Genomic DNA, 22,995 nt, shown 5'->3' on the forward strand with positions numbered 1-22,995 from the left:
CGAAGGGCCAGCAAGGCGATGAGCTCCGCCCGCGCCGCCGGCTCGGCCAGCTCGCCGCGGGCGGCGATCGTCACCGTCGACGATTCCGACTGGCGCGGCCCGCGCATCGTGACGCACTCGTGCACGGCGTCGAGGACGACGAGCACTCCCCGCGCGTCGAGCGACGACGCGATGACGTCGGCGATCTGCTCCCCCAGCCGCTCCTGGACCTGTGGACGCGAGGAGAGGATGTCGACGACCTTCGGCAGCGCACTCAGCCCCACGACCTGCTCCCCCGGCAGGTATGCCAGGTGCGCACGCCCGCGGAAGGGCAGCAGGTGATGCTCGCAGATCGAGCGGAACGCGACATCCCGAAGGAGCACAGCCCCCGACGGCACGGTTTCCGGCGCCGGCCCGTGCGTCACCGAGATGGTGTGCGCGAGCGGGCCCGCCGCATCCTCACCCACTCCGGAGAAGAACTCCACGTACGCGTCGGCGACACGGTGTGGCGTCTGCCGCAGGCCGGGGCGATCGGGATCCTCCCCGATCGCCTCCAGCAGCTCGTGGATCAGCGCGGCGACGCGGTCGCGGTCGACGGCCACGGGCTAGGCGGTAGCCGGCCGCGCCTGTCCGCTCGGGCGGCGGCGCGGAGCCTTCTCGGCCTTCGGCTCCGCCTCGACCGAGGCGGCGACCCCGGCAGGCTGCTCGCGACGGGGCACGTCCACCGGCGGGAGCGCCGAAACGGGCCGGTCGCTGCTGGACAGCCACTGCGGGCGCGGAGGCAGACGCTTGATGTCGCTGAAGATCTCGGCCAGCTCGATGTGGTCGAGCGTCTCCTTCTCCAGGAGCTCGAGCGCGAGGCGGTCGAGGATGTCGCGGTTGGCGTTGAGCACCTCGTACGCCTCGTTGTGCGCCTGCTCGATCAGCGCGCGCACCTGGCCGTCGATACGCTCGGCGACGCGCTCGCTGAAGTCGCGGCCGTGGCCCATGTCGCGGCCCATGAAGACCTCGCCCGAGGACGACCCGAGCTTGACCGGTCCGACGTCGGTGGTCATCCCGTATTCGGTCACCATCTTGCGGGCGATGCCGGTCGCCTTCTCGATGTCGTTGGATGCGCCGGTGGTCGGGTCGTGGAAGACGATCTCCTCCGCGACCCGGCCGCCCATCGCGTAGGCGAGCTGGTCCTGCAGCTCGTTCCGGGTGACGGAGTACTTGTCGTCCAGGGGCAGCACCATCGTGTAGCCGAGCGCCTTGCCGCGGGGAAGAATCGTGACCTTCGTGACCGGGTCGGTGTGGTTCATCGCCGCCGCGGTGAGGGCGTGGCCGCCCTCGTGGTACGCGGTGATGAGCTTTTCCTTGTCCTTCATCACGCGGGTGCGCCGCTGCGGGCCGGCGAGCACGCGGTCGATCGCCTCATCCAGGGCGCGGTTGTCGATCAGCTGCGCGTTCGAGCGCGCCGTCAACAGAGCCGCCTCGTTCAGCACGTTCGCGAGATCGGCACCGGTGAACCCCGGCGTCTTGCGGGCGACGACCTCGAGGTCGACACTGTCGGCCAGCGGCTTGCCGCGGCCGTGCACTTCGAGGATCTTCTTGCGACCCTGCAGGTCCGGAGCATCCACCCCGATCTGCCGGTCGAAGCGGCCGGGGCGCAGCAGCGCCGGGTCGAGGATGTCGGGCCGGTTGGTCGCGGCGATGACGATGACGTTGACCTTCGGGTCGAACCCGTCCATCTCCACGAGCATCTGGTTCAGCGTCTGCTCGCGCTCATCGTGCCCGCCCCCCATGCCGGCACCGCGGTGACGGCCGACAGCGTCGATCTCGTCGATGAAGATGATCGCCGGGGCATTCTCCTTGGCCTGGTTGAACAGGTCACGCACGCGGCTGGCGCCGACGCCGACGAACATCTCGACGAAGTCCGAACCGGAGATGGCGTAGAACGGCACACCGGCCTCGCCGGCGACGGCGCGCGCGAGGAGGGTCTTACCGGTTCCGGGAGGGCCGTACAGCAGCACGCCCTTCGGGATGCGGGCGCCGACGTTCTGGAACTTGACCGGGTCTTTCAGGAAGTCCTTGATCTCCTGGAGTTCCTCGATCGCCTCTTCCGCACCGGCCACATCCTGGAACGTGACGGTGGGGCTCTCCTTGCTGACGAGCTTCGCGCGGGACTTGCCGAACTGCATGACGCGGCTTCCGCCGCCCTGGGCGCTGGAGAGCATGAACCAGAACAGCAGGCCGAGTAGCAGGAGCGGCAGGAGGAGCGAGATGAACCCGTCGAACCAGGTGGCGCGCGGCACCAGGTCGTTGAACCCGTCGGTCGGCTCGGCGGCGTCGATAGCGCGCACGACCTCGTCGGCGCGGGCGGTGACGTAGTAGAACTGCACGTCCGTAGCGTCTTCGAACGGCTCGGACAGGACCATGTCGACGCGCTGGTCGCCGTCGGTGTTCGTCACCTCGGTGACGGTGTCGCCACGGAGGAGCTCGAGGCCCTGCTGCGTGGTGATCTGCCGGGCACCGTTGAGGTTGGTGATCAGCGAGAACCCGACGATCAGGAAAATCCCGATCAGCACCACATAGAGGATCGGGTTGCGCGTCAGCTTCTTGAAGTTCATGGTTGGGGCGGCGCCCATGACCCTTCCATCTGGGGATCCGCCGATGAGGCGGTGGCTTCAGGGTATCGCGGCCTCTCTATGCCGGGCCTGTGCATTCGCCCACGGCGTACGCGGGCCGAGCGCACCTGACCCGCACCCGGTCGCTGAGCGAGCGCAGCGAGACGAAGCGCCCGGGCAGAAGCGTCAGCTGTAGACGTGGGGGGCCAGGACCGCGACATCCCGCAGGTTGCGGTAGCGCTCGGCGTAGTCCAGGCCATAGCCGATGACGAACTCATTCGGGATGTCGAACCCGACGTACCGGCAGTCGACGTGCACCTTCATCGCGTCGGGCTTCCGCAGCAGCGCCAGAACCTCGACCGATTCCGCGCCGCGCGAGGCGAAGTTCTCCAGCAGCCAGCTCAGCGTCAGCCCGGAGTCGATGATGTCCTCGACGATCAGCACGTGCCGGCCGTGCAGGTCGGTGTCGAGGTCTTTGCGGATCTGGACGACACCGCTCGAGCGCGTCCCCGTGCCGTAGGAAGAGACCGCCATCCAGTCCATCTCGATGTGCCCGGGAAGCTGCCGGGCGAAGTCGGCCATCACCATGACCGCGCCCTTGAGAACGCCGACGAGGAGAAGGTTCTTGCCCTCGTAATCGGCTGCAACCTGCGTCGCGAGCTCCGTCAGCTTCTCTTGGATCTGCTCCTCGGTGAGCAGGATGTCGGTGATGTCATCGGGAATGTCGGCCGCGCGCATGGTTCGATCCTAGGTGGATGCTCCTGGGAGCCCACCGGCGGTGAACTGGATGCGCCCGCCCACCCGGCGGGCGCGGCATCCCGGCAGGTCGATGGGCCCCTGGCCCTTCCACTCGGTCGCCAACCGGGCCACTTCCCGCGTCTGAGCGCGGGTGAGACTCTGACCGAACTCGCTCGTCACGACGTGGCGGATGATGCGGTGTCGGAGCGCGGCCGGATTGGCGGCGAGCGCGGGGGCGGAGACGGAGATGCCGGCTTCGGCGTGCTCGACGATGTCTTCGATCACCTCGTCGATCATCTCGGCGAAGGCGTCGGCGTCCTCGCGGAGCTGCTCGGCCGTGCGGGCGAGCGCTTCAGCCACGCCGGGGCCGAGCTCCTCCTCGAGGACGGGAAGCACCCGCTCCCGCACGCGGACCCGCGCGAAGCGACGGTCGGCGTTGTGCGGGTCATCCCATGGCTCGAGTCGCTCGGCGGCGCACGCCGCACGCGTGGTCTCGCGCCGCACGCTCAGCAGCGGACGGAGGAGCGCGACGCCGTCGAGGTCTGCGACCGCGGCCATCCCCTGGAGGCTTGCCGCGCCGGAGCCGCGGGCCAGGCCCAGCAGCACGGTCTCGGCCTGGTCGTCGAGGGTGTGACCGACGAGCACGGCGGTGGCGCGGTGTGCGCGGGCCGCGTCGGCTAGGGCGCGGTAGCGGGCCGCGCGGGCCGCGGCCTCGGGTCCCCCCGCCCCGTCCACCGTCACGTCGACGACATGCGCCTCGAGGCCGATGCCGCGCGCCGCCTCCGCCGCTCGCGCCGCCACCTCGGCCGACCCGGGCTGCAGCCGATGATCGATGACGATCGCGACAGGTCGGAGGCCGATCTTGGGGGCCTCGAACGCGGTGGCCGCGGCAAGGGCGAGCGAGTCCGCACCTCCCGACAACGCAACCACCACGACCGGGGCGCCGTCTGCGGGAAGCGGCTCGAGCGCTGCGCGGACGGCGCGACGCACCTCAGCGACGGCGGGGGCGAGGGCGGGTCGGCGGTCCACGGCCCCACGCTACCGGCGCCGCGCGTGCGCACTACTCCTCAAAGGCCGCCGTTCCGGGCCGCAACCGCGGCCTCCCGGCGCAGTTGCGAGGAGTTGTGCTCGACGAGACGACGCCGACGAGGCGGCAGCCGGAGCGCATGGCTGGGAGCCGCCCCGCATTAGGCTGGTGCGCGGCACTTCTGCTGGCCGAGCGTCGGCGAACGAAGTCTCCCCACCATCGAAGGAGCACACGCATGGGCGCGTACGACGCCGTCATCGAGATCCCACGCGGCAGCCGCGTGAAGTATGAGGTCGACCACGGCACCGGCCGGGTCTTCCTCGACCGCATCCTCTACACGGTCTTCGGCTACCCGGCGAACTACGGGTTCTTCGAGAATACGCTCGGCGAAGACGGCGACCCGCTCGACGTCCTGGTGCTCCTGGACCGCGACCTGTACCCCGGCATCCTCGCGAAGGTGCGCCCCGTCGGCGTGCTGAAGATGAGCGACGAGGCAGGCGGTGACGACAAGGTGGTCGCCGTGCTGTCCAAGGACCCGCGGTGGGACCACATCCAGGATGTCGGCGACATCGACGAGTGGACGAAGAAGGAGATCGCGCACTTCTTCGAGCACTACAAGGACCTCGAGCCCAACAAGTGGGTCAAGGTCGACGACTGGGCGGATGCGGCGGAAGCCGAACGGCTCGTCGGCGAGGCGTTCACGCGCTTCGAGGAGCACGAGGGCGAGACCCGCACGCAGGGTGCCGGCGAGGCCCCGAACTCGCTCTGACGGAGCAGGCATGCAAGAAGCCCGGTCGCAAGCGACCGGGCTTCTTCGCGTCAGGTGAGGATCAGACCCACACGCCGCGGTCGCGCAGGAACGTGGCGGGGTTGATCGTGCCGCCTCCGGAGTACACCTCGAAGTGGAGGTGGCAACCGAAGACGTTACCCGTGAGTCCCACAACGCCGACCAGCTGACCGGCGCCGACCCGCTGTCCGTAGGACACGCGGAGGCTGCTGTTGTGGGCGTAACCGGTGGAGATGCCGCCGCCATGGTCGATCCGGACGAAGTTGCCGTAGCCGCCGTTCCAGCCCGCATAGGTCACGGTCCCAGCCGCAGCGGCGTAGTTGCCGGCACCGCAACCCGCGCCGAAGTCGAGCCCCAGGTGGTACCCGGTGGAGCAATACGACGGGGTGCACTGCACCGATCGCGGCCCGTACCACGAGCTCACGCCGGCACTGGAGGGACGAGTCCAACCGGAGGAGACCACGCCACCGCCACCGCCGCCACCACCGCCGCCGCCACCGCCACCGCCACCGCCGCCGCCGCCGCCGCCGCCGTTGTTCGCGGCTTGCTCGCGTTCCCGGCGCTCCCGCTCCTCGCGCGCACGGCGCTCCGCTTCTTCGCGAGCCTTCCGCTCCCGCTCCTCGCGGGCCTTACGTTCTGCTTCGACGCCGGCCTGGTAGTCGGCGACCGTCTTCGCCGTGGCGTCTTTGAGTGCGGCCAGCTGCGCCTCGAGCGTCACCTGGTTCGCTTGCTGCTCGGCGAGCGCCGCCTCAGCGGCGGCAGCCGCTTGCTGAGCGGCGACCATCTTCTCCTCGGCGATCTTCTGCAGCCGGTCGCGCTCGACACGCATGACCTCGGCCTGGTCGCTGAGGCTCTGCGCGCTGTCGCGGGCTGTGACCGCCTGTGCGTAGACCGACTGGTTGCGCTCGATGAGCTTGTCCATCGTGCCCAGGCGCGAGAGGAGGTCGTCGGCGGATGCGGCGGAGCCGGCGAAGAACAGGTCGAGCGAGGCGTCATCCCCGCCGCTCCGATAAAGCTGAGCGGCGACGCGACCGGCTTTGTTCGCCGCATCTGCGGCCTTGGCGGCCTGCGCGTCGGCCTGTGCCTGCAGCTGATCCGCCTCGTACGCCGCTTCCAGGTAGGCCTGCTGCGCCTCGTAATACTCGTTCGAGCGCGCGACGACCTCCGCCTGCGTGCGCTGCACTTCCGCATTGAGAGCCTGGATCAGGCCCTGGATGCGGGTGACCTCGGCGGCTTTCGCACCCTCATTGGCGCGAGCGCGCTCGACGTCTGCCCACGATGGGTACCCGGCGATGCCGAAGGCGCCCGGGAGACCGGGGCCGGCCGTAGCGCCGAAGAGGCCGAGGCCGACGGCACCCAGAGCGCCGAGGGTCAGGGCACCCCGCCGATCGACGTTGGGCCACAGCATCCGTCGCTCGCGGGGGCTGGGTGCGCAGTCGCACTCCTCGGTGTCGAGGCGATCGAGCCGGTCGAGAGTCACGACGGCACCTTCCCTCTCCGATGGCAACTCGGACCACAGTAGCAACATGAGTAACAATCGCAACAGGTCCGCGTCGCAGGGGTCGCGACATCCATGCTTACCCGGGCGGGACCGAATCCCCGGTTGGACTCGCCCCCGATTGGCGGATCAGTGGGGGATTGCGTATGCTTGGGCGTCGGCAAGTGAGCGCTGAGCCCGCGTGGCGAAGGGGTTCATTTCGGCCCCATCGTTTAGCGGCCTAGGACGCCGCCCTTTCACGGCGGTAGCACGGGTTCGAATCCCGTTGGGGTCACGGTTTCGCCGATACAACTGAATAAGCATGGCCCTGTAGCGCAGTTGGTTAGCGTGCCGCCCTGTCACGGCGGAGGTCGCGGGTTCAAGTCCCGTCAGGGTCGCTCCACAGCGACGGGCCCTTTGATTTCAGAGGGCCTTTCGTCTCGGACACGGCTTTTCGGAGCCGTGCGGCTCTGTAGCTCAGTTGGTAGAGCGCACGACTGAAAATCGTGAGGTCACGGGATCGACGCCCGTCGGAGCCACTGAAACCCTCGTGCGGCTTCTACGCGCGGGGGTTTCTTCACTTGCCCTGGTGGGATCGGCAGGCAAGCCCTCGCGGGCGAGTCGGGTGCTGTCGACGAAATCTTCGCCGGAATCCAGGCAGAGACTCGTCGCAGCGGACGGCGCACAGAGGTCAGCTCCCGCCTCTTGCCGCGGTTCGATCTTCGGCTTCGACCCCCGGGATGTGGGCGCGAAGAACTGGCGGGGCCTCCGTCTGCGCGAATTGCGTGGAGCCCCCGGATTCGACTTCCCGATCCTCGAGCTGATCCATAGCGCTGGACGTGCGCCTGAGCGATAACCTCGAGCCTTCCGGGTGCGTGGAGGCCGCACGATTGGTAGTGTCTCGGCCGTGACGACGTCCCCCGCAGTTGACCAAGATCCGGTGGTGAAGCGACCCCGCCGCATCAGCCGCGGGTCGGTTCTGCTTCTCGGAGTCGTCGCGATCCCCTTCGCTCTCAACGCCGCGCTGAACAGCTACGGGCCACTTACCACGGACACCGCCCTCCGGATGGCATTCGCCACCGTGGCAGGACAGACCATCGCCATCCTGAGCGCGATCACCGCCGTTGTCCTCACCGTCCGGCGCCGGTACACGTGGACGGCGCACGTGGGGATCGCGCTTGTCGCCCTGGTGATCATCACCTGGGCCATCGGCGGCATGGCGTCCGCCGGCGACCTCCTGATCGCGCGCCTGGAGCACATCGCAGAAGTCAACGAACTCAATCGGTAGCTTCTCCGGTAAAACCTCACGCGATCTTCTCGCCGCTCACGCAACCGCCCGCATCCAAGCGGAGCGGTGTGGGGGTGGCGATGGGGCTTCACATCAGTGCAGCGAATCTCTCGGTGCGTTCCACCGATCCGATGATGATGAGAGTGTCGCCCTCGGCAACCACAGAGGCGGCACCCGCTGCCTGCCATTCGCCGTCCCCTCCCTTGATCTTCACGACGGTGACGCCGTGCCGGCGACGGACGGCAGATTCCTCGAGTGAGCGGCCCACCATCTCCCGGGGCGCGATCGTCTTCGCGACGACGAGGTCGCGGTCGAATTCCACATAGTCGAGCATCGAGCCGCGCACGAGGTGGGCCACCCGGCGACCCATGTCGGCTTCCGGGTAGATCACGTGCTCGATGCCGAGCTGCTCGAGAATGAGGCCATGTTGCTCACTGATGGCCTTGGCCCAGATCGAGCGCACGCCCATACGCATGAGGAGTGACGCAGTGAGGATGCTGGCCTGGATGTCCGAGCCGATGCCGACAACGACCCGGTCGAAGTCGGCGACCCCGAGCTGATCGAGCGCGACCTGCCGCGTCGAGTCCGCGCGGACCACGTGGGTGAGGATGCCGTTGAGCGACTGCACGGTGTCTTCGTCCGCGTCAACGCCGAGGACCTCGGTGCCCGAGCGGGCGAGCTCGGTCGCGAGCGACCCGCCGAAGCGCCCGAGGCCGATGACGACAACCGAGTTGGCGGAGCCGTCGCGCCGGCGGCGGGCCCAGAAGTGGGTGGGGTTATCCAATGATCGGACGCTCCTTTGGCAGTTCGTACTGACGCTTCTGGGTGGACAACGCGAGCGCGGACCCGAGCGCCACGGGGCCGAGCCGGCCGATGAACATCAGGAGGATGAGGATCCCCTGTGCGGCAGGCGGGAGGCTCGCGGTGATGCCCGTGGAGAGTCCGACAGTAGCGAATGCGGAGATCACCTCGAAGACGACACGGTCGAGGCTGAAGGGGCTCATCAGCATGATCGCGAGCGTCGAGGCGACGACCAGGGCGACCGAGAGGAGCGCAACGGTGAGGGCCTCGCGATGGGTGGAGCGCGGGAGGCGTTTCCCGAACATGTTCACGGCCGTGTCCCCGCGCACCTCGGCGACGATGATGAAGAACAAGACCGCGAACGTCGTGATCTTGAGTCCGCCCGCCGTGCCGGCTGGGCCACCGCCGATGAACATCAGGATGTCGGTGACAAACCAGCTCTCCTCGTGCATCTGCGAGACGTCGATGGAGTTGAAGCCGGCCGTGCGCGGCATGACCGATGCGGTGAAACCCGCGAGAATTCGCCCCGCGGGATCCAGTGCGCCGAGCGTCGCCGGGTTCGACCACTCGAGAATGGTCAGCACGACGGCACCAAAGAGGAGCAGGACGAGCGTTCCGACCACCACCGTGATCGTGTTGAGGGTCCAGCGCCGCGGGATGACGAGCCGCTTGCGCAGCTCCATGATGACGGGGAACCCGAGTCCGCCGATGATGACCGCCGCGCAGATCGGGAGGCAGATCCACGGGTCCGCGACGAAGCTCATGAGGTTGTCGCTGAAGAGCGCGAAGCCCGCGTTGTTGAAGGCCGACACGGCATGGAACGTCCCGAGCCACACCGCCCGGCCGAGGTCCTCGCCGTAGCCGATCCACCACCGCAGCATGAGGAGGAAGGCCACGACCGCCTCGACGCTCAGCGTGATGAGCGCGACGCCCGTGAGCACGCGACGTACATCGCCGACCGCCACTGTGTGCGTTTCGCTCACGGCTGTGAGTCGGGTGCGCAGACCGAGGCGACGGGCGACGAGGAGGCCGAGCAGCGTCGCCAGCGACATGACGCCGAAGCCGCCGATCTGGATGAGAGCCAGGATGACGACGTGACCGAACGGCGACCAGAAAACGGGCGTGTCGACCACGATGTGGCCCGTGACACAGAGAGCGCTCGTCGCGGTGAAGAGCGCCTCGATGAACGTCGCCGGACGTGACTCGACGGACGCGGGGAGCATGAGGAATGCCGTGCCGATGGCGAGGACCCCGCCGAAGGCGATCGCGATCGCCTGGGCCGGTTGTACGCGGGAAAGCACCCCCAGGGCACGAGGAACGGCCATGCACCTTCCTCAGTTGTCGCCGCGGGCGCGCGATGGGCCCACTGTCACGTAGCGCTGAACGAGCACCAGCTTGCCAGACGCGCCGGCATGCGAACCAATGGCGCCCGCATCAGAACCGAGCGGAGAACCCGCCGTCGGCGTGAAGGAGTTGACCGCTGATCCACCGCCCCTCGGCCGAAAGCAGGAACGAGGTCACCCCGGCGATGTCCTTCGGTGTTCCCGCTCGGCCCAGCGGGAAGTGCCCCGCGAGGCGTTCGCGCGTGTCATCGTTCATCCAGCCGGTGTCGACCGGACCAGGGTTGACGACGTTGGCGGAGATGCCCTGCGGCCCGAGCTCGCGCGCTGCGGAGATCACGATCCGATCGAGCGCGCCCTTGGAGGCTCCGTAGGGAAGGTTGCCGGTCGTGTGGTCGCTCGTGAACGCCACGACGGCTCCGCCCGTGGCATCCACCTGCCGCGCGAACGCGGCGATGAGCAGCAGGGATGCGCGCGCATTGACCGCCACGTGCTGATCGAAGCTGTCGGCTGTCGTGTCCAGGATGCTGGACTCGACGTCGTGCGCATGGCTGAGGACGAGGCCCGACAGGATGCCGCGTTCGCGACTGATCCGTTCGATGAGAGCCGTGGGCTCCGTGGCGCTCGCGAGGTCGCAGGGGTAATCCCCGGTGCTGAGGTCGCTGGTGACCACTTCCCACCCGTCTGCGGCAAGGCGGGGGACGATGGCGGCCGCGATGCTGTTGGCTCGCGCGGCTCCGGTGACCAGTGCGAGGGGCATGCCCCGAGGTTAACCGAACTGGTTGCCGGATGCCGAGCCGGCCCAGGGTGACCGTTGATCGCTGGCCGGCCGCCCGGCGATGAACGCCGGCGGGGCCGCCCGGAGGGCCTCAGCTGATCCTGGCTGCGGCGCCCAGGTCCTCAATAAGGGCCTTCTCGTCCGCGTCGGACAGCGAGGTCTGCACGACCTGGCCGTTGTACGGGGCCAGGGCGGTGGCGAACTTATCGGCCGTGAGCTTCACCGCGTACATCACGATCGCCGATTTGCCGGCCGTGACGGTGGACTGCACACGGTTGCGGAACTCCGCATCCAGCCCTGTCTTGTCCAAGCCGGCGAACAGGGCCCCGAGCAACCCGCCGAAGACGAGTCCCGCGAAGGGGATGAAGAAGAGAATGCCGATCAGTGCACCGAACAGCGCTCCCCCTGCCGCGCCGACCCCGATCTTGCCCGCAGACCCGGGGTACTCCACACGGGTCTTACCTTCCCCGTCGACCTTGACCAACGCCAACCCCGCGAGCTCGACGATGAGGTCGTTCTGGAGCTCCTGCACCTTGTTGTAGGCGGCCTCGGCATCGGTCTCCGAGTCGAACGCGATCACAATCAAATCAGCCACGACACACCCCGTTCGTCTCGGCCTACCCAGGCGCTGATGCGCTCGCGCGGGACCGGGTTGAGCGGCGCGTTGGTTCACGCGCCGCCAGGGCCCGACAGTAACCCCCGGCCTTGCGGTCTACAACCGTCCTTTCGATACTCGGGACCAACGACCCATGGCGGTCCGGGGGGCGCCCCCGGTGGTCACGAAAGGAGCGTCGCCAGGGCCGACAGGTCGTCGACGTCGAGGTCGAAGTGGTCGTCCGCCGACGGTCGCTCGGCGCCGGGGCGCGCGACGTAGGCGGTGCGGAATCCGTGGCCCGCGGCGGCTCGCAGGTCCCACGGATGTGCGGCGACGAAGAGCGTCCGCGCCGGATCGATGCCGAGCGTGTCGATCGCGTATCGGTAGGCGGCCGGCGCGGGCTTGAAGGTCTGCACGGCGCCCGCGGACAACGCGATGTCCCAGCTGATCGCGTTGGCGTTGGACAGCCGCGCGAGCGAGTCGAGGTCGGCGTTGCTCACGCCGGCGACGAGTCGACCCCGCCGGAGGGTCGCCGTCGCGTCAGCCACATCGGGCCACGCCCGGTACTCCCGATCTACGGACAACGCCTGCGCCGCGGTCGCGGATGACGGGCGCCCGCCCATGCTCACGATCGCTTCGCGTGCGGAGTCGGCGACGAGTCGGCGGTGGGGCTGCCACGCGGCCTCGCCGGCGATGACGGCGGTCATCCGTGCAGCGAGGAGCTCCGCCCAACGTCGGTGAAGGTCCGCTGGCCCGCCGAGACCGGCCTCGGCGGCCATTCGCTCGGCGACGCTCCGCCACGTCGCATCCTCGTCGACGAGCGTCCCGATCACGTCGAAGACGAGCGCGTCCACCCGGTCGGGAACGAACGGCGGTCTCTCCATGTCGTCCACTAAAACAGAAGCGCTTCCCCAGGGCGAGGAATCGGATGAGGCGACGTGGTCGACCCGACACGCTTGACCCGACACGGCTGACCCGACCCATTGAACACCGCGCCCAAGCGTTAAGTATTTATGTACATTCGGTGCCTTGCGTTGCTAGGGTGTGTGGTCAACGGGCAGTCGGGAGCTTCGCATGTCTACTGCAGAAAACATCGGCGAGCGCATCCGCCGGATTCGCCAATCGCGCGGAGTCAGCCTGCGGAAAGTCGCCTCGGAACTCGGCGTCTCCCCGAGTCTCATCTCCCAGGTGGAGACCGGGAAGAGCCGGCCATCGGTAGCGACGCTGTACTCGCTCGCGGGCTTCTTCGGCGTCTCTGCCGACGAGCTGCTGGGCATCGCCGGTCAAGACCGAGCAGCCGCCGAGCCGGCGTTCCCCGCGTACCGGGCCGCGACCCCGGAGGTACAGCGCGGCGCCGACAACCCGTCGATCGAGATGGAGGACGGCGTTCGGTGGGAGCGTTTGGCCAGCAGCCCTGACGGGCGTGCGGACGCGCTCCTCGTCACGTATGAGGCGGGCGCGTCGAGCTCCGCGGCCGGGAAGCTCACGCGACACTCCGGCTTCGAGCACGCCTACATCCTCGAGGGCGAGCTGACGCTCCAACTCGAGTTCGACGAGTACGTCCTGGGCCCGGGGGATTCGCTGCAGTTCGAATCCGCCCGTCCGCACCTCTACACCAACCGCGGCTCGTCCCCCGCCCGCGGCGTGTGGTTCGTCATGGGGCGCCGCAGCGCCAGCATGGATGCTGAGCCCGGTGCCGAAGCCGTCCGCCGGGGGCGCCCGATGACGGCCAACGCGCTGGATGTGCTGCGACGGTTCGACCACATGGACTGACACCCGCGGCAGCGGCTCACGTATACGGGTGTTCAATATCCGTTGACATATTGAACGCTCACTGTCACGCTTTGGTTAACACCGGCGCGCGGAAACCCGACCGTCTCTCGCACCCACCGACACAGGAGTCCCCATGGCAGCCACCCCTCTTCGTCCTGAGATCGTTTCGATCGTGGAGCAGCTTGATGAGTTGCGTCCGACTTTGATCGCGAGTGGGCGGGAGGCGGATGCGGAGCGTCGTATCTCGCCGGAGGTGTTTGATGCGGTCGCCGCGACGGGTGCGTTCGGTATTTCCGCGCCGCCGGCTTTCGGGGGTCTGGGCGCGAACACGGCCGAGTGCCACGCGGTCGCGCGTGCGATCGGTCGGGGGGATGGCAGCATCGCGTGGGTGCACGGCATCCTGGATTCCGGTGCGTGGGTGGTGTCTCTGATGAGCGAGCAGGCGCAGCAGGACGTGTGGGGCACCGACAAGGGCGTGAACTCGTTCATCTCGATCGTGCTGGCCACGACCTCGGACACGCAGCGGGCCGATGGCGGCTACCGGGTCACGGGCAAGTGGGGCTACGGCACCGGCAGCATGAACGCGGACTGGTCGCTGCTGGGTGTGCCGTTGAAAAACGATGCCGGTGAGGTCGTGGATGCCGGTCTCGCCCTCATCCCCACCTCCGAACTCGGCGTCGAGGACAATTGGTATGTCGCGGGGATGAAATCCACCGCGAGTGTGATGCAGATCGCTGAGGACGTGTTCGTTCCCGAGCACCGCATCTTCCCCCTCACCGCCGCGGTCGAGGGTGGTTACCTCAGCAACTACGACGACCTCACGTACCAGACGGTGTTCGTGCCGTCGCTGTTCATGAAGCTCATCGGCCCGCACCTGGGAATGGGACGCGCCGCGTTGGACTACGTCATCTCCAAAGCCGACAGCAAGGCGATCGCGTACACCGGGTACGCCAAGCAGTCCGACTCCGCGGTGTTCCAAAGCGCGATCGCGAAAGCATCCGTGCAGCTCAACGCCGCAGAACTCGTCGCCCGCGACGTCGCCGACACCATCTACCAGGGCGCCCAGGACGGCTACTACGCCCCGTACGCGGAACGCATCGAGATGCGCGCCAAGGCCGGCTGGGTCGTGGAGACCATCACCACGATGATCAACGACCTGATGACCGCGCACGGCTCCGCCGGGTTCGCCGAGTCCGCGTCCCTGCAGCGGGTCTGGCGCGACCAGGCCACCGCCAGCCGCCACGGCCACACCCTCGCCGCCAGCGGCTTCGAGGCCTACGGCAAGACGATCTTCGGCCGCGAAGACGAGGCCCGATTCGTCCTCCCCATCGTGTAACCCATCCCACCCACCCGCGACGAACACGGAGCAGGACATGACGACCACGCTCTTCGAGCCGCGGATCTCGGCGGATGACTTCAAGCACGCGTTCCGGCATCACCCGGCAGGTGTCGCCATCATCACGGCGGATGCCGGAGACGGTCCGGTCGCGATGACGGTGAGCTCGGTGGCCTCGGTCACGATCGATCCACCGACGCTCGTCTTCTCCGCCTCGGCGATGTCATCCAGCACACCCACGATCCGTCGCGCGGAAACCGTCGTGGTGCACCTCCTGGCGTCGGACCAGGTCGCCCTGGCGAAACTCGGCGCCCGCAGGGGAGTCGAGCGATTCGGCGACGACGTCGAATGGGGACGACTCCCCACCGGCGAGCCGTACTACCCGAACGCGAACTCGTGGCTGCGCGGGCGGGTCGTGCAGCGCGTCGACGTGCACGGCTCGACACTCATCGTCGTGGAGGCCATCCAGGCGAAGCCGCGCGCGGAAGGCTCAGCCGGCGAGCCCCAGCCGCTCGTCTATCACGACCGCAAGTGGTTCATCCTGAACGACAGCGCCGTCCTCCCCCAGAACGTCGTACCTTTCTACGCCGTCTATGGGCGGGGCGACGACTGACGGCATCCGCCCGCCGCGGCACATCGCATCCCCACCGAAACCTCCAGGAGGAGAACCATGTCCAACGACCGCATCACCCGCACCGCATCCCCCACCGTGCCGGGAATCTCCGACAGCACGCGCGTGAAGAGCGGCGACCTCGTGTTCATCTCGGGCCAGGTCGGCTTCGAGGAGGACGGCTCCGTTCCGGAGAGCTTCGAGCGGGCCATCGAGCTCACCTACGGTGAGCTGGAGCGTGCGCTGACGGCGGCGGGTGCGACGTACGAAGACGTGGTTCGCGTGAACGTCTACATCACCCAGCTCGACCAGGAGAAGCTCGTGACCTGGCGCCGCACGCGCGACCGGATCGTCCAGGCCCCCGAGCCGTCGGCCAGCACCGTCATCGGGGTGTACTCGCTCTACAACGGGGCGACCATCGAGATCGACGCGATCGCCGCCGTCTGACGACGCCGAACCTGCAGGCGTGACGCCGCGACCCACATGTCCGCGGCGTCACGCCACCGAGCGCGCCCGCGCGACGCCGTCATGGACGGCACCAAACGACGACAAAGGAGTGTCATGAGCATCACAGGTTCAACGAAGTTCCCGGTCACCGCCGACACGGATTACTCGATCTGGTCGCTCGAGTTCTGTCATGCGGACATGCCGCACGACTTCTTCGGCGGCTCGGGGATCTTCAGCAACGCGGGCATCGTCCGCATCCCCATGCTGTACACGCTCATCATCGGTGGGGAGGTCGGCGGCAAGCAGCATGTCGCGCTCGTGGACTGCGGTTTCCGCAACGATTACTGGCTCGACCGCTACGCCTTCTCCAACTGGGAGAGCCCGACGGAGGTGCTGGCGCAGGTAGGGATCACCCCCGAGGATGTCGACGTCATCCTGGTGTCGCACATGCACTTCGATCACATGGGCAACTTCGAAGCTTTCCCGAACGCCCAGCTGTACGTCCAGTACGAGGAATTCACGGGATGGTCCTCAGCCGTCGACATGGCGAACAACATGTCGACCGAGCAGCAGAAGGCGTGGATCTTCTCCTCCTTCGACCCGACCGACCTCGCCAAGGCCGCACAGGGCATCGCCGACGGACGCATCCGCTTCGTCCACGGTGACCAGGAACTCCTCCCCGGTGTGACCGCGCGCCTCGCACGGGACTCGCACACCTTCGGATCGCAGTGGTTCAAGATCCAGACCCGCAACGGACCGTTCGTCGCCGCCGGGGACACCGTGTACTGGTACTCGAACATCGAGGGGATGTGGGCGCCCGGCTACGTGCAGGGCAACACCTTCAACCTCATCAGCCTGTACCAGACGCTCCAGAAGGAGCTGCAGGGAGAGACCAGCCGGATCATCCCCGGTCACGATCCCGAGATCGCGCTGCGGCACAGTTCTTGGCTGTCCCCGAGCGGCAACTCGATCGCCGAACTGAATCTCCGCGAGAACGACGCCTCCCGTCGTCCGCACGGAGCACTCCCGCTCCTCCGCTGACCCGTCCGTGACTCCCCAGGAGGAAAAGATGACCGATACGACTCCGCTGTACCGAGACTTCACCAGCGTCGACGAGCTGAACCGCGCGTACGACATCGAAGCGACGGTCCCCGACTTCGGCGCGTACGCCAACGACTTCGTGGCCCGCAGCGCGGCGTACCGCGACGAGGCCCGATGCCTGCTGGACGTGCGCTACGGACCGACGCTGGACGAGACGTACGACGTCTTCCTTCCTCCGGAGGATTTCACCGGCCCTCGTCCTGCGCTGTTCTTCATCCACGGCGGCTACTGGAAGGCGACCACGAGCAAGGTCTGGAGCTACGTCGCACAGGGCCTTGCCGCACGAGGGTTCGTCGTCGCTGTGGAGAACTACGCGCTGTGCCCGCGGGTGACCATCGCGGAGATCGTCCGCCAGCACCGCGCCGCCTACGCGCACTTCTACACGCACGCCGGCGACTACGGCGTCGACGTCGAGCGCATCGTGCTGTCGGGTCACTCCGCGGGCGGACATGCGATCGGCACTCTGCTGCAGGCGGACTGGGCCGGCGACTACGGGCTTCCGTCGCTGCCGTGCGCCGGCGCGCTTCCCATCAGTAGCGTGTTCGACCTGCGCCCGCTCGTGCACACGTTCCTCAACGCCGACCTGCACCTGGATGAGGCATCCGCCGAGAGGCTCAGCGTGCTCGCCGCTCCCCCGGTGGTCCCGCCGATGGTCGTCGCCTACGGCAACGACGAAACGCCGGAGTTCGAGCGTCAGTCGATCGACTTCGCCGCCACCGTGACGGAGGCGGGGCATCCGGTCGAGGTCGTCGTGAAGGACAACAACCACTTCGACATCCTCGAGTCACTGGCCGACGGAACCGGTCACCTGGCCCAGATCGTCGAGCGGCTCGCCCGCGCCTGATCGATCCAGGCGCGGCGAGGCGCGGCGGCGTCACGGTCCAGCCGATGACCCGCCGCGCGGTGTGTGTGTGTCAGGGCGCGACGACCCGCAGCGTGCACTGCCTCGCTGGGGGGCTCTTCATGGCGGCGGGCGCCTCGGCGTACTTCGTGTCGATCACGCGGTCGATGGCGCGCTGCACCGGGTCATCCGCCGCCACCCGCTCCAGCGCGACGCGTTCGGTCGGCAGAGCGAGGGCCGCGTCGCGGTCCCGGGCGGCGATCATCCCGTCGCCGAGGACGAACTCGACCTCGCGCCCGGAAACCGCGCGCCGATACCACCAGGACGACCTGCCGTATTCCGACCGCACGTACGGAACACCGTCGACCACCATCGCCAAGATGGGGGTGGCGACTCGGGTGCCGTCGGCGCGACGGGTGATGACGGCGACCACGCGGGTCTTGTCGAGGACGCGGACGAGGTCGGCGAAGGTCATGCCCGAGGATATCCCCCCACGCGACCGGTACCCCCAGGCCGACGGGGTCAATCCCCCAGGAGATCCTCGAGAACGGACAAGACGCCGTATTCCGTGTTCGCGGGCGCGAGGAACTTGGCGCGGGCGATGACATCGGGATGCGCGTTGGCCATCGCATACGACCAGGCGGCAGCATCCAGGAGTTCGAGATCGTTGAGGTAGTCGCCGAACGCCACGGTCTGCTCGCGCGTGACCCCGAGGGTCTCCTGCAGACGCCGGAGCGCCGCGCCCTTGTCGACCCCGCGGTTCATGACGTCGACCCAGTGGCGCCCGGACACGACGACCTGGTGCGTGGCGGCGAGGTCCTCCAGTTCGGGGAAGAGGGAGTGCTCGGCCTCGGCGAAGGAGTACACCGCGATCTTCAGCACCTCGTCCTCCACCGCGGTGAGGTCGCCCACGAGTGCCAGCTCGGCGTAGTACCGCCGTGCCTCGGCCAGGAACGCCGGGTCGGGGCGCTCGATGTGGGCCGAGTGCTTGCCGCAGACGACCACTCCGATGTCGTGACGGGTGGCTGTGTCCCGCAGTCGCTCCACCACGTCGCGGACGAACGCCGGCTCCAGAGCGTCGCTGAAGATCTCTTCTTCGTGGCGGACCACGTAGCTCCCGTTCTCCGCGACGAAGGCCATGTCGTCGCCCGCGGGTCCGAATTCGCGACGGAGGGTGGCGTACTGGCGACCGCTGGCGGGGGCGAACACGATCCCGCGCTTCGTCAGCCGCTCGAGCATGTCCCCGAGCCCGGGCGGAACGTGTCCGTTCCCGTCGAGCAGGGTGCCATCCATGTCGACGGCGACCAGGCGGATGTCGCGGGGTCGCTCCTCGGTCGGCACCGCGGTGACGTCAGCCGAGGACATCGGGCATCGTCGGAGTTTCGCCGTGCACGTGTTCGGCAAGGAAGGCGAACAGCGTCTCGTACCAGACCACGGCGTGCTGGGGCTTGAGCACCCAGTGGTTCTCGTCGGGGAAGTACAGGAACCGGTGCGCGATGGAGCCGTCGTCCGCGGCGAAGTGCTCGTTGAGCTCCGACCACAGCCGGAGGCCCTCCCCGACCGGCACGCGGTAGTCGCGGTCGCCGTGGATCACGAGAAGGGGTGTGCGGATGTCGCGGACGAACCGGTGCGGAGAGTTCTCGACCATCGCTTCGGGCGTGAAGATCCGCTGCCAATACGCGGACGAGTCGGTGGTGCCGGCGAACTGGTCCAATGCCCACAGGCTCGCGTGCGTGACGATCGCCCGGAAGCGGTCGGTGTGCCCGGCGACCCAGTTCGCCATGTACCCGCCGAACGAGCCGCCCAGAGCGGCGGTCTTGGCCTCATCGATGTCGTCGCGCGCCACGACGGCGTCGGTGATCGACATGAGGTCTGTGTAGGGCTTGCCACCCCAGTCGTTCCAGCCGCGAGCGATGAAGTCGAGACCGTATCCGGTGGACAGGGCGGGGTCGGGGAGCAGCACCGCGTATCCGAGGGCGACGGCGAGCTGCGGGTTCCACCGCCAGCTCCACGCGTTCCAGCTGTTGAGCGGACCGCCGTGGATCCACAGCAGGAGCGGGGCGGGCGCCGCCGCTGATGCGCCGTCGGGCAGGAGCAGCCAGCCGCGGACGCGAGCACCGTCGTCAGCTGTCGCGTCGACCTCCGTGATCGTCGCGGGTACATCGGGCAGCGGAGCCGGCGAGGCCAGGGCGGTCACGGCTCCGTCGCGGGTCACGCGGACCGGATGGGGCGGCGCCATCCAGGATGACCGCAGCGCGATGAGGTCGCCGGTTCCCCGGTCGACCCCGACGTGCGTGTACGTGAAGTCGTCGCGCGTGACCTGTTCCGCCGTGCCACCATCGAGCGACACCCGGAAGATCGGCCCGCGCCCGTCCTGGTCGGCGGTGACGATGAGCGCGCGGTCATCCGCGTCGAAGGTCACCGAGCCCGGCCAGCGATCCCACCCCTCGGCGAGCCGGCGGGGGTTCGAACCGTCCAGCCCCGACACCCAGAGCTCCTGGTCGGCCGGGCCCTCGGGCGAGCCGAAGCCGGACCGCACATACGCCAGGGTGCGGCCGTCGTGGCTCACCGCGGGCGACTCGAAGTAGGTGCTGCGCTCGTCGAACAGTGTCGTGCGCTTCCCGGTAGCGGTGTCGATCGCGACGAGGATGTGGCGGGCGTCGCGCCCCTCGGGAACCTGCAGGGATGCGACCAGCGTCGCACCGTCCGGCGTGAGCGCGGCGCCGGCGATATCGGCGGTGCGCCCGGGCTTCGGGGTCAGGTCACGCGGACGCGGAAGTGTGCGCGGGTACGGCTTCGCCGCATCCTCTTCCTCCCCCTCGACCGCCTCCGACTCGTCTGCGACCGCCCCCACAGTGTCGGCGAGCGCGTCGAGGTCGAGGGCGAGGATGTGCGGTTCGGCGGGGCCGAGATCGTGGTCCCAGAACCGTACGGGGTAGCTCGAATGCAGGATCGCCGAGACCTTGCGTTTCTTCCGCTCGGCGCGGAGCCGCGCGTCGTGTTCGATCGTGTCGGCCGAGGGCAGCAGGTCGGCCGACAGGACGAGGCGTGGGGAGGCCTCGGCCACGGCCGCGATGGCGCCGACACCCCCGGCGAGCCGCGTGATCGGTCGCGCCTCGCCGCCACTTGCCGGAAGCAGCCACAGCTGGCCGGACTCCTCGTCCTCTTCCGCCTCGGAGTCGGGCCGCGCGCTGACGAAGAGCACCTCCCCGGCGGCCGTGAACGCGGCGCCGGACTCCCCCTTCGCGGAGCGGGTGAGGCGCCTCGGAGCGCCCGTGCCGTCGGAGGGCACCTCCCACAGCGAGCGCTCGTAGGCCGTCCGGTCTTTGGTGAGCGTCGCGACGGTGAGGACGACCCGTCGCCCGTCGGGCGACAGTGCCAGCGCCTCGATGCGGGGAAGGGAGATGTACTCGTCGAGGGAGCCGAAGGGTGTGGGGGGCATGCCTTTCACGCTAACCGCTCCCGCAGCACCGCACGTGGTCAGCGAGGCCGGGTGAACGCGCCGGACTGCACCGCGCGCGGCACCGGAGGCGCACTCCGGGCGTCCCACGCAGCCAGGGTCGCGGTCGGCGTCTGTTCCGCCGCTGTCGTCGCCACCCCGCCAGCGACTCTACGAACCGATGGCTGCGGATCCCCCATGGCGCCGCTGGTCGGTGGCCTCGTACTTCTGAGTCGCCAGGGGGCTATCCCCCTCCGCTGACCGACTCTGACGAGTGTCGTAAGTCTCCGTCTTCGGGCGGAAGACTCTCTTGATTCGCGTCCACGCCGAGATCTTGCCACTCATGGTGAGCTCCTCTCCGGTACCCCGGACTGTAGTCGCAATAGTGCCCAGGCGCGGACGCCTGGTCGGGCGCTCCAGCGTCCTTCGCGGCGCGGTCAGCGGAGGACCGAGCTGAGGAGCAGACTCGTCTCGCTGTTGACGACGCCATCCGTGGAGCGGATGCGGCCGAGCACCTGGTCGAAGCGGGCGAGGCTGTCGACCTGGAGTTCGGCCACGAGGTCCCATCCCCCGTTGGTGGTGTGCAGCGCCGTGATCTCCGGGAAGCCACGGAGCCGGCGGATGACGGCGTCCGTGGTGCGGCCCTCCACCTCGATGAGCGACATCGCGCGGATCTGGTCGACCGCCGCTTCGTCGCGCACCCGGACGCTGAAGCCCACGATCGCACCGGAGGAGACGAGGCGCGTGAGCCGGGCATTTGCAGTGGCGCGGGCGACGCCGAGACGCCGGGCGATCGTCGCGACCGGCATCCTCCCGTCCTCCCGGAGGAGCGAAATCATGCCGCGGTCGAGGTCATCCAATGCCGCCATGGACATAACGTACAACGGACCGCAGCACATCGATCAGAGGCGGGAGAAATGATGCGCTGGCAGTACATGGTGTGTACGAACTGGATTCTCCTAGCCTGAGACGAAGTGGGGAATAGGTTTCGAAAGGCTTTGGATGACTGAGTTCGTGGACGTCGCGCAGATGGTGCGGTGGATGACCGCCTCCGGCACGGAGCAGCTGATCGGCCGGATGTCCCGGTACGTCGAAGACGACTACCGTCGCTGGCAGAGTTTCGACAAGACGGCACGCGTGGCCAGCCACACGCCCTTCGGAGTCATCGAACTGATGCCGACGAGCGACTCGGAGACGTACGCCTTCAAGTACGTCAACGGCCACCCCTCCAACCCCGGGCGCGGCTTCCAGACCGTCACCGCTTTCGGTGTCCTGGCCGACGTCCACAACGGCTACCCGGTCTTCATGGCCGAGATGACGCTCCTCACCGCACTGCGCACGGCCGCCACTTCGGCGATGGCGGCACGCCATCTCGCTCGACGCGACTCTCGCGTCATGGCACTGATCGGGGCGGGCAGCCAGGCCGAATTCCAGGCCCTCGCCTTCCGCGCAGAGCTGGGGATCGAGGATCTGGCGGTGTGGGACACCGACCCCGCCGCGGTCGCCAAGCTCGAGCGCAACCTCGCGCCGCTCGGATTCCGTATCCGGCGCGCGAGGTCGGGTCGAGACGCCGTCGACGGTGCGGATGTCATCACCACGTGCACAGCGGACAAGACCCAGGCCACCGTCCTGCACGCGGAGTGGGTCGGTCCCGGTGTGCACATCAATGCGATCGGCGGCGACTGCCCCGGCAAGACCGAGCTCGATGCCGCGATCCTCCATCGCGCCGATGTCTTCGTGGAGTTCACGCCGCAGACGCGGATCGAGGGGGAGATCCAGCAGGTCGGCCCGGACTTCGCCGTCACCGAGCTCTGGGAGGTCGTCCAGGGCCGCGCGCCCGGGCGCACGTCGGCAACGCAAATCACCGTCTTCGACTCCGTGGGCTTCGCGATCGAGGACTTCTCCGCCCTGCGCTTCCTCCGCGACGAGGTGGGCGGATCTTCCTACACCTCCATCCTCGACCTGGTGGCCGAGCCCGACGATCCGAAAGACCTCTTTGGCATGGTGGCCGCACTGGCCCCGGTCGGCTGAG

At 68.4% G+C, this 22,995-nt stretch carries 22 protein-coding genes, 3 tRNA genes and 1 pseudogene; 12 read left to right on the forward strand and 14 right to left on the reverse strand.

What is annotated here, in order from left to right; genetic code table 11:
- Positions 1-8 precede the first annotated feature (8 nt).
- The 4 genes and pseudogenes from folE to tilS all read right to left on the reverse strand — a co-directional run.
- Positions 9-581 (reverse strand): annotated as a pseudogene (gene folE / locus AC4FS1_RS10795) (GTP cyclohydrolase I); the annotation flags it as partial.
- Positions 582-584: 3 nt separating this feature from the next.
- On the reverse strand, positions 585-2,588 hold the full coding sequence (ftsH, locus tag AC4FS1_RS10800) for an ATP-dependent zinc metalloprotease FtsH (protein ID WP_491155705.1): 2,004 nt from the start codon (positions 2,586-2,588) through the stop codon (positions 585-587).
- Positions 2,589-2,771: 183 nt separating this feature from the next.
- On the reverse strand, positions 2,772-3,323 hold the full coding sequence (gene hpt / locus AC4FS1_RS10805) for a hypoxanthine phosphoribosyltransferase (RefSeq protein WP_491154907.1): 552 nt from the start codon (positions 3,321-3,323) through the stop codon (positions 2,772-2,774).
- A gap of 9 nt (positions 3,324-3,332) precedes the next feature.
- Positions 3,333-4,352: a tRNA lysidine(34) synthetase TilS gene (gene tilS, locus AC4FS1_RS10810; RefSeq protein WP_491154910.1), complete on the reverse strand. Its 1,020-nt coding sequence runs from the start codon at positions 4,350-4,352 to the stop codon at positions 3,333-3,335.
- 233 nt (positions 4,353-4,585) lie between these two features.
- On the opposite strand from tilS, the gene AC4FS1_RS10815 reads away from it, so the two are divergent.
- Positions 4,586-5,119 carry an inorganic diphosphatase gene (locus AC4FS1_RS10815; protein ID WP_491154912.1) on the forward strand — a complete coding sequence of 178 codons (534 nt, stop codon included), beginning with the start codon at positions 4,586-4,588 and terminating at the stop codon, positions 5,117-5,119.
- Between the two features lie 61 nt (positions 5,120-5,180).
- Here AC4FS1_RS10815 and AC4FS1_RS10820 read toward each other — a convergent pair whose 3' ends face one another.
- Positions 5,181-6,617 (reverse strand): peptidoglycan DD-metalloendopeptidase family protein, encoded by a 1,437-nt coding sequence (locus tag AC4FS1_RS10820; RefSeq protein ID WP_491154914.1) that lies wholly within the window; start codon positions 6,615-6,617, stop codon positions 5,181-5,183.
- A 219-nt stretch (positions 6,618-6,836) separates the two neighbouring features.
- Between AC4FS1_RS10820 and AC4FS1_RS10825 the strand changes: the two genes are divergently transcribed.
- From AC4FS1_RS10825 to AC4FS1_RS10840, 4 genes are all read left to right on the forward strand, one after another.
- Positions 6,837-6,909, forward strand: a tRNA-Glu gene (locus AC4FS1_RS10825).
- A 29-nt stretch (positions 6,910-6,938) separates the two neighbouring features.
- Positions 6,939-7,012: transfer RNA gene (locus AC4FS1_RS10830), tRNA-Asp, on the forward strand.
- 68 nt (positions 7,013-7,080) lie between these two features.
- Positions 7,081-7,153, forward strand: a tRNA-Phe gene (locus tag AC4FS1_RS10835).
- Positions 7,154-7,557: 404 nt separating this feature from the next.
- The gene (locus AC4FS1_RS10840; RefSeq protein ID WP_491154916.1) at positions 7,558-7,902 is read left to right on the forward strand and encodes a hypothetical protein; all 345 of its coding nucleotides are present in this window, start codon (positions 7,558-7,560) and stop codon (positions 7,900-7,902) included.
- Between the two features lie 88 nt (positions 7,903-7,990).
- On the opposite strand, the gene AC4FS1_RS10845 is transcribed toward AC4FS1_RS10840, so the two are convergent.
- From AC4FS1_RS10845 to AC4FS1_RS10865, 5 genes are all read right to left on the reverse strand, one after another.
- On the reverse strand, positions 7,991-8,686 hold the full coding sequence (locus tag AC4FS1_RS10845) for a potassium channel family protein (protein WP_491154918.1): 696 nt from the start codon (positions 8,684-8,686) through the stop codon (positions 7,991-7,993).
- Positions 8,679-10,028, reverse strand: a complete 1,350-nt coding sequence (locus AC4FS1_RS10850; protein ID WP_491154920.1) for a TrkH family potassium uptake protein — start codon at positions 10,026-10,028, stop codon at positions 8,679-8,681. Before AC4FS1_RS10850 ends, AC4FS1_RS10845 begins: the two co-directional genes overlap by 8 nt.
- A 109-nt stretch (positions 10,029-10,137) precedes the next feature.
- A complete protein-coding gene (locus tag AC4FS1_RS10855; protein WP_491154922.1) occupies positions 10,138-10,803 on the reverse strand; it encodes an SDR family oxidoreductase in 666 nt (221 codons plus the stop codon).
- 109 nt (positions 10,804-10,912) lie between these two features.
- Positions 10,913-11,416, reverse strand: coding sequence for a DUF1269 domain-containing protein (locus AC4FS1_RS10860; RefSeq protein WP_491154924.1), 504 nt, complete (start codon positions 11,414-11,416; stop codon positions 10,913-10,915).
- Positions 11,417-11,598: 182 nt separating this feature from the next.
- A complete protein-coding gene (locus tag AC4FS1_RS10865) occupies positions 11,599-12,300 on the reverse strand; it encodes a haloacid dehalogenase type II (protein WP_491154925.1) in 702 nt (233 codons plus the stop codon).
- Positions 12,301-12,490: 190 nt separating this feature from the next.
- On the opposite strand from AC4FS1_RS10865, the gene AC4FS1_RS10870 reads away from it, so the two are divergent.
- The 6 genes from AC4FS1_RS10870 to AC4FS1_RS10895 all read left to right on the forward strand — a co-directional run bounded on the left by AC4FS1_RS10870 (position 12,491) and on the right by AC4FS1_RS10895 (position 17,527).
- Positions 12,491-13,189: a helix-turn-helix domain-containing protein gene (locus tag AC4FS1_RS10870; RefSeq protein WP_491154926.1), complete on the forward strand. Its 699-nt coding sequence runs from the start codon at positions 12,491-12,493 to the stop codon at positions 13,187-13,189.
- A gap of 133 nt (positions 13,190-13,322) precedes the next feature.
- Complete coding sequence (locus AC4FS1_RS10875) at positions 13,323-14,525, forward strand: acyl-CoA dehydrogenase family protein (RefSeq protein ID WP_491154623.1); 1,203 nt, start codon at positions 13,323-13,325, stop codon at positions 14,523-14,525.
- A gap of 37 nt (positions 14,526-14,562) precedes the next feature.
- Positions 14,563-15,138: a flavin reductase family protein gene (locus tag AC4FS1_RS10880; RefSeq protein ID WP_491154928.1), complete on the forward strand. Its 576-nt coding sequence runs from the start codon at positions 14,563-14,565 to the stop codon at positions 15,136-15,138.
- A gap of 57 nt (positions 15,139-15,195) precedes the next feature.
- Entirely contained in the window at positions 15,196-15,582 is a 387-nt protein-coding gene (locus AC4FS1_RS10885; RefSeq protein ID WP_491154929.1) for a RidA family protein, read from the forward strand.
- Positions 15,583-15,696: 114 nt separating this feature from the next.
- The gene (locus tag AC4FS1_RS10890) at positions 15,697-16,623 is read left to right on the forward strand and encodes an N-acyl homoserine lactonase family protein (protein ID WP_491154931.1); all 927 of its coding nucleotides are present in this window, start codon (positions 15,697-15,699) and stop codon (positions 16,621-16,623) included.
- 28 nt (positions 16,624-16,651) lie between these two features.
- Positions 16,652-17,527: an alpha/beta hydrolase gene (locus tag AC4FS1_RS10895; RefSeq protein ID WP_491154932.1), complete on the forward strand. Its 876-nt coding sequence runs from the start codon at positions 16,652-16,654 to the stop codon at positions 17,525-17,527.
- A gap of 70 nt (positions 17,528-17,597) precedes the next feature.
- Here AC4FS1_RS10895 and AC4FS1_RS10900 read toward each other — a convergent pair whose 3' ends face one another.
- The 4 genes from AC4FS1_RS10900 to AC4FS1_RS10915 form a co-directional block, all read right to left on the reverse strand.
- The gene (locus AC4FS1_RS10900; RefSeq protein ID WP_491154933.1) at positions 17,598-17,999 is read right to left on the reverse strand and encodes a DUF2255 family protein; all 402 of its coding nucleotides are present in this window, start codon (positions 17,997-17,999) and stop codon (positions 17,598-17,600) included.
- 47 nt (positions 18,000-18,046) lie between these two features.
- On the reverse strand, positions 18,047-18,889 hold the full coding sequence (locus AC4FS1_RS10905; protein WP_491154935.1) for a Cof-type HAD-IIB family hydrolase: 843 nt from the start codon (positions 18,887-18,889) through the stop codon (positions 18,047-18,049).
- Positions 18,876-20,966 (reverse strand): S9 family peptidase, encoded by a 2,091-nt coding sequence (locus tag AC4FS1_RS10910; RefSeq protein ID WP_491154936.1) that lies wholly within the window; start codon positions 20,964-20,966, stop codon positions 18,876-18,878. The genes AC4FS1_RS10905 and AC4FS1_RS10910 overlap by 14 nt, the downstream gene beginning before the upstream one ends.
- A gap of 434 nt (positions 20,967-21,400) precedes the next feature.
- Complete coding sequence (locus AC4FS1_RS10915) at positions 21,401-21,832, reverse strand: Lrp/AsnC family transcriptional regulator (RefSeq protein ID WP_491154937.1); 432 nt, start codon at positions 21,830-21,832, stop codon at positions 21,401-21,403.
- Positions 21,833-21,965: 133 nt separating this feature from the next.
- On the opposite strand from AC4FS1_RS10915, the gene ocd reads away from it, so the two are divergent.
- Positions 21,966-22,994: an ornithine cyclodeaminase gene (gene ocd, locus AC4FS1_RS10920; protein WP_491154939.1), complete on the forward strand. Its 1,029-nt coding sequence runs from the start codon at positions 21,966-21,968 to the stop codon at positions 22,992-22,994.
- Position 22,995 lies beyond the last annotated feature (1 nt).

It is taken from the genome of Microbacterium sp. Z12_35 (assembly GCF_058310475.1).

What these genes read in the sequence shown, in the direction of transcription:
- AC4FS1_RS10870 (WP_491154926.1), top strand. Translation starts at nt 12,491, where the DNA reads ATGTCTACTGCAGAAAACATCGGCGAGCGCATCCGCCGGATTCGCCAA.
- AC4FS1_RS10895 (WP_491154932.1), top strand. Translation starts at nt 16,652, where the DNA reads ATGACCGATACGACTCCGCTGTACCGAGACTTCACCAGCGTCGACGAG.
- AC4FS1_RS10915 (WP_491154937.1), bottom strand. Translation starts at nt 21,832, where the DNA reads ATGGCGGCATTGGATGACCTCGACCGCGGCATGATTTCGCTCCTCCGG.
- AC4FS1_RS10875 (WP_491154623.1), top strand. Translation starts at nt 13,323, where the DNA reads ATGGCAGCCACCCCTCTTCGTCCTGAGATCGTTTCGATCGTGGAGCAG.
- AC4FS1_RS10880 (WP_491154928.1), top strand. Translation starts at nt 14,563, where the DNA reads ATGACGACCACGCTCTTCGAGCCGCGGATCTCGGCGGATGACTTCAAG.
- AC4FS1_RS10900 (WP_491154933.1), bottom strand. Translation starts at nt 17,999, where the DNA reads ATGACCTTCGCCGACCTCGTCCGCGTCCTCGACAAGACCCGCGTGGTC.
- ftsH (WP_491155705.1), bottom strand. Translation starts at nt 2,588, where the DNA reads ATGAACTTCAAGAAGCTGACGCGCAACCCGATCCTCTATGTGGTGCTG.
- AC4FS1_RS10855 (WP_491154922.1), bottom strand. Translation starts at nt 10,803, where the DNA reads ATGCCCCTCGCACTGGTCACCGGAGCCGCGCGAGCCAACAGCATCGCG.
- hpt (WP_491154907.1), bottom strand. Translation starts at nt 3,323, where the DNA reads ATGCGCGCGGCCGACATTCCCGATGACATCACCGACATCCTGCTCACC.
- AC4FS1_RS10885 (WP_491154929.1), top strand. Translation starts at nt 15,196, where the DNA reads ATGTCCAACGACCGCATCACCCGCACCGCATCCCCCACCGTGCCGGGA.
- AC4FS1_RS10850 (WP_491154920.1), bottom strand. Translation starts at nt 10,028, where the DNA reads ATGGCCGTTCCTCGTGCCCTGGGGGTGCTTTCCCGCGTACAACCGGCC.
- AC4FS1_RS10905 (WP_491154935.1), bottom strand. Translation starts at nt 18,889, where the DNA reads ATGTCCTCGGCTGACGTCACCGCGGTGCCGACCGAGGAGCGACCCCGC.
- AC4FS1_RS10815 (WP_491154912.1), top strand. Translation starts at nt 4,586, where the DNA reads ATGGGCGCGTACGACGCCGTCATCGAGATCCCACGCGGCAGCCGCGTG.
- AC4FS1_RS10890 (WP_491154931.1), top strand. Translation starts at nt 15,697, where the DNA reads ATGAGCATCACAGGTTCAACGAAGTTCCCGGTCACCGCCGACACGGAT.
- AC4FS1_RS10865 (WP_491154925.1), bottom strand. Translation starts at nt 12,300, where the DNA reads ATGGAGAGACCGCCGTTCGTTCCCGACCGGGTGGACGCGCTCGTCTTC.
- AC4FS1_RS10910 (WP_491154936.1), bottom strand. Translation starts at nt 20,966, where the DNA reads ATGCCCCCCACACCCTTCGGCTCCCTCGACGAGTACATCTCCCTTCCC.
- ocd (WP_491154939.1), top strand. Translation starts at nt 21,966, where the DNA reads ATGACTGAGTTCGTGGACGTCGCGCAGATGGTGCGGTGGATGACCGCC.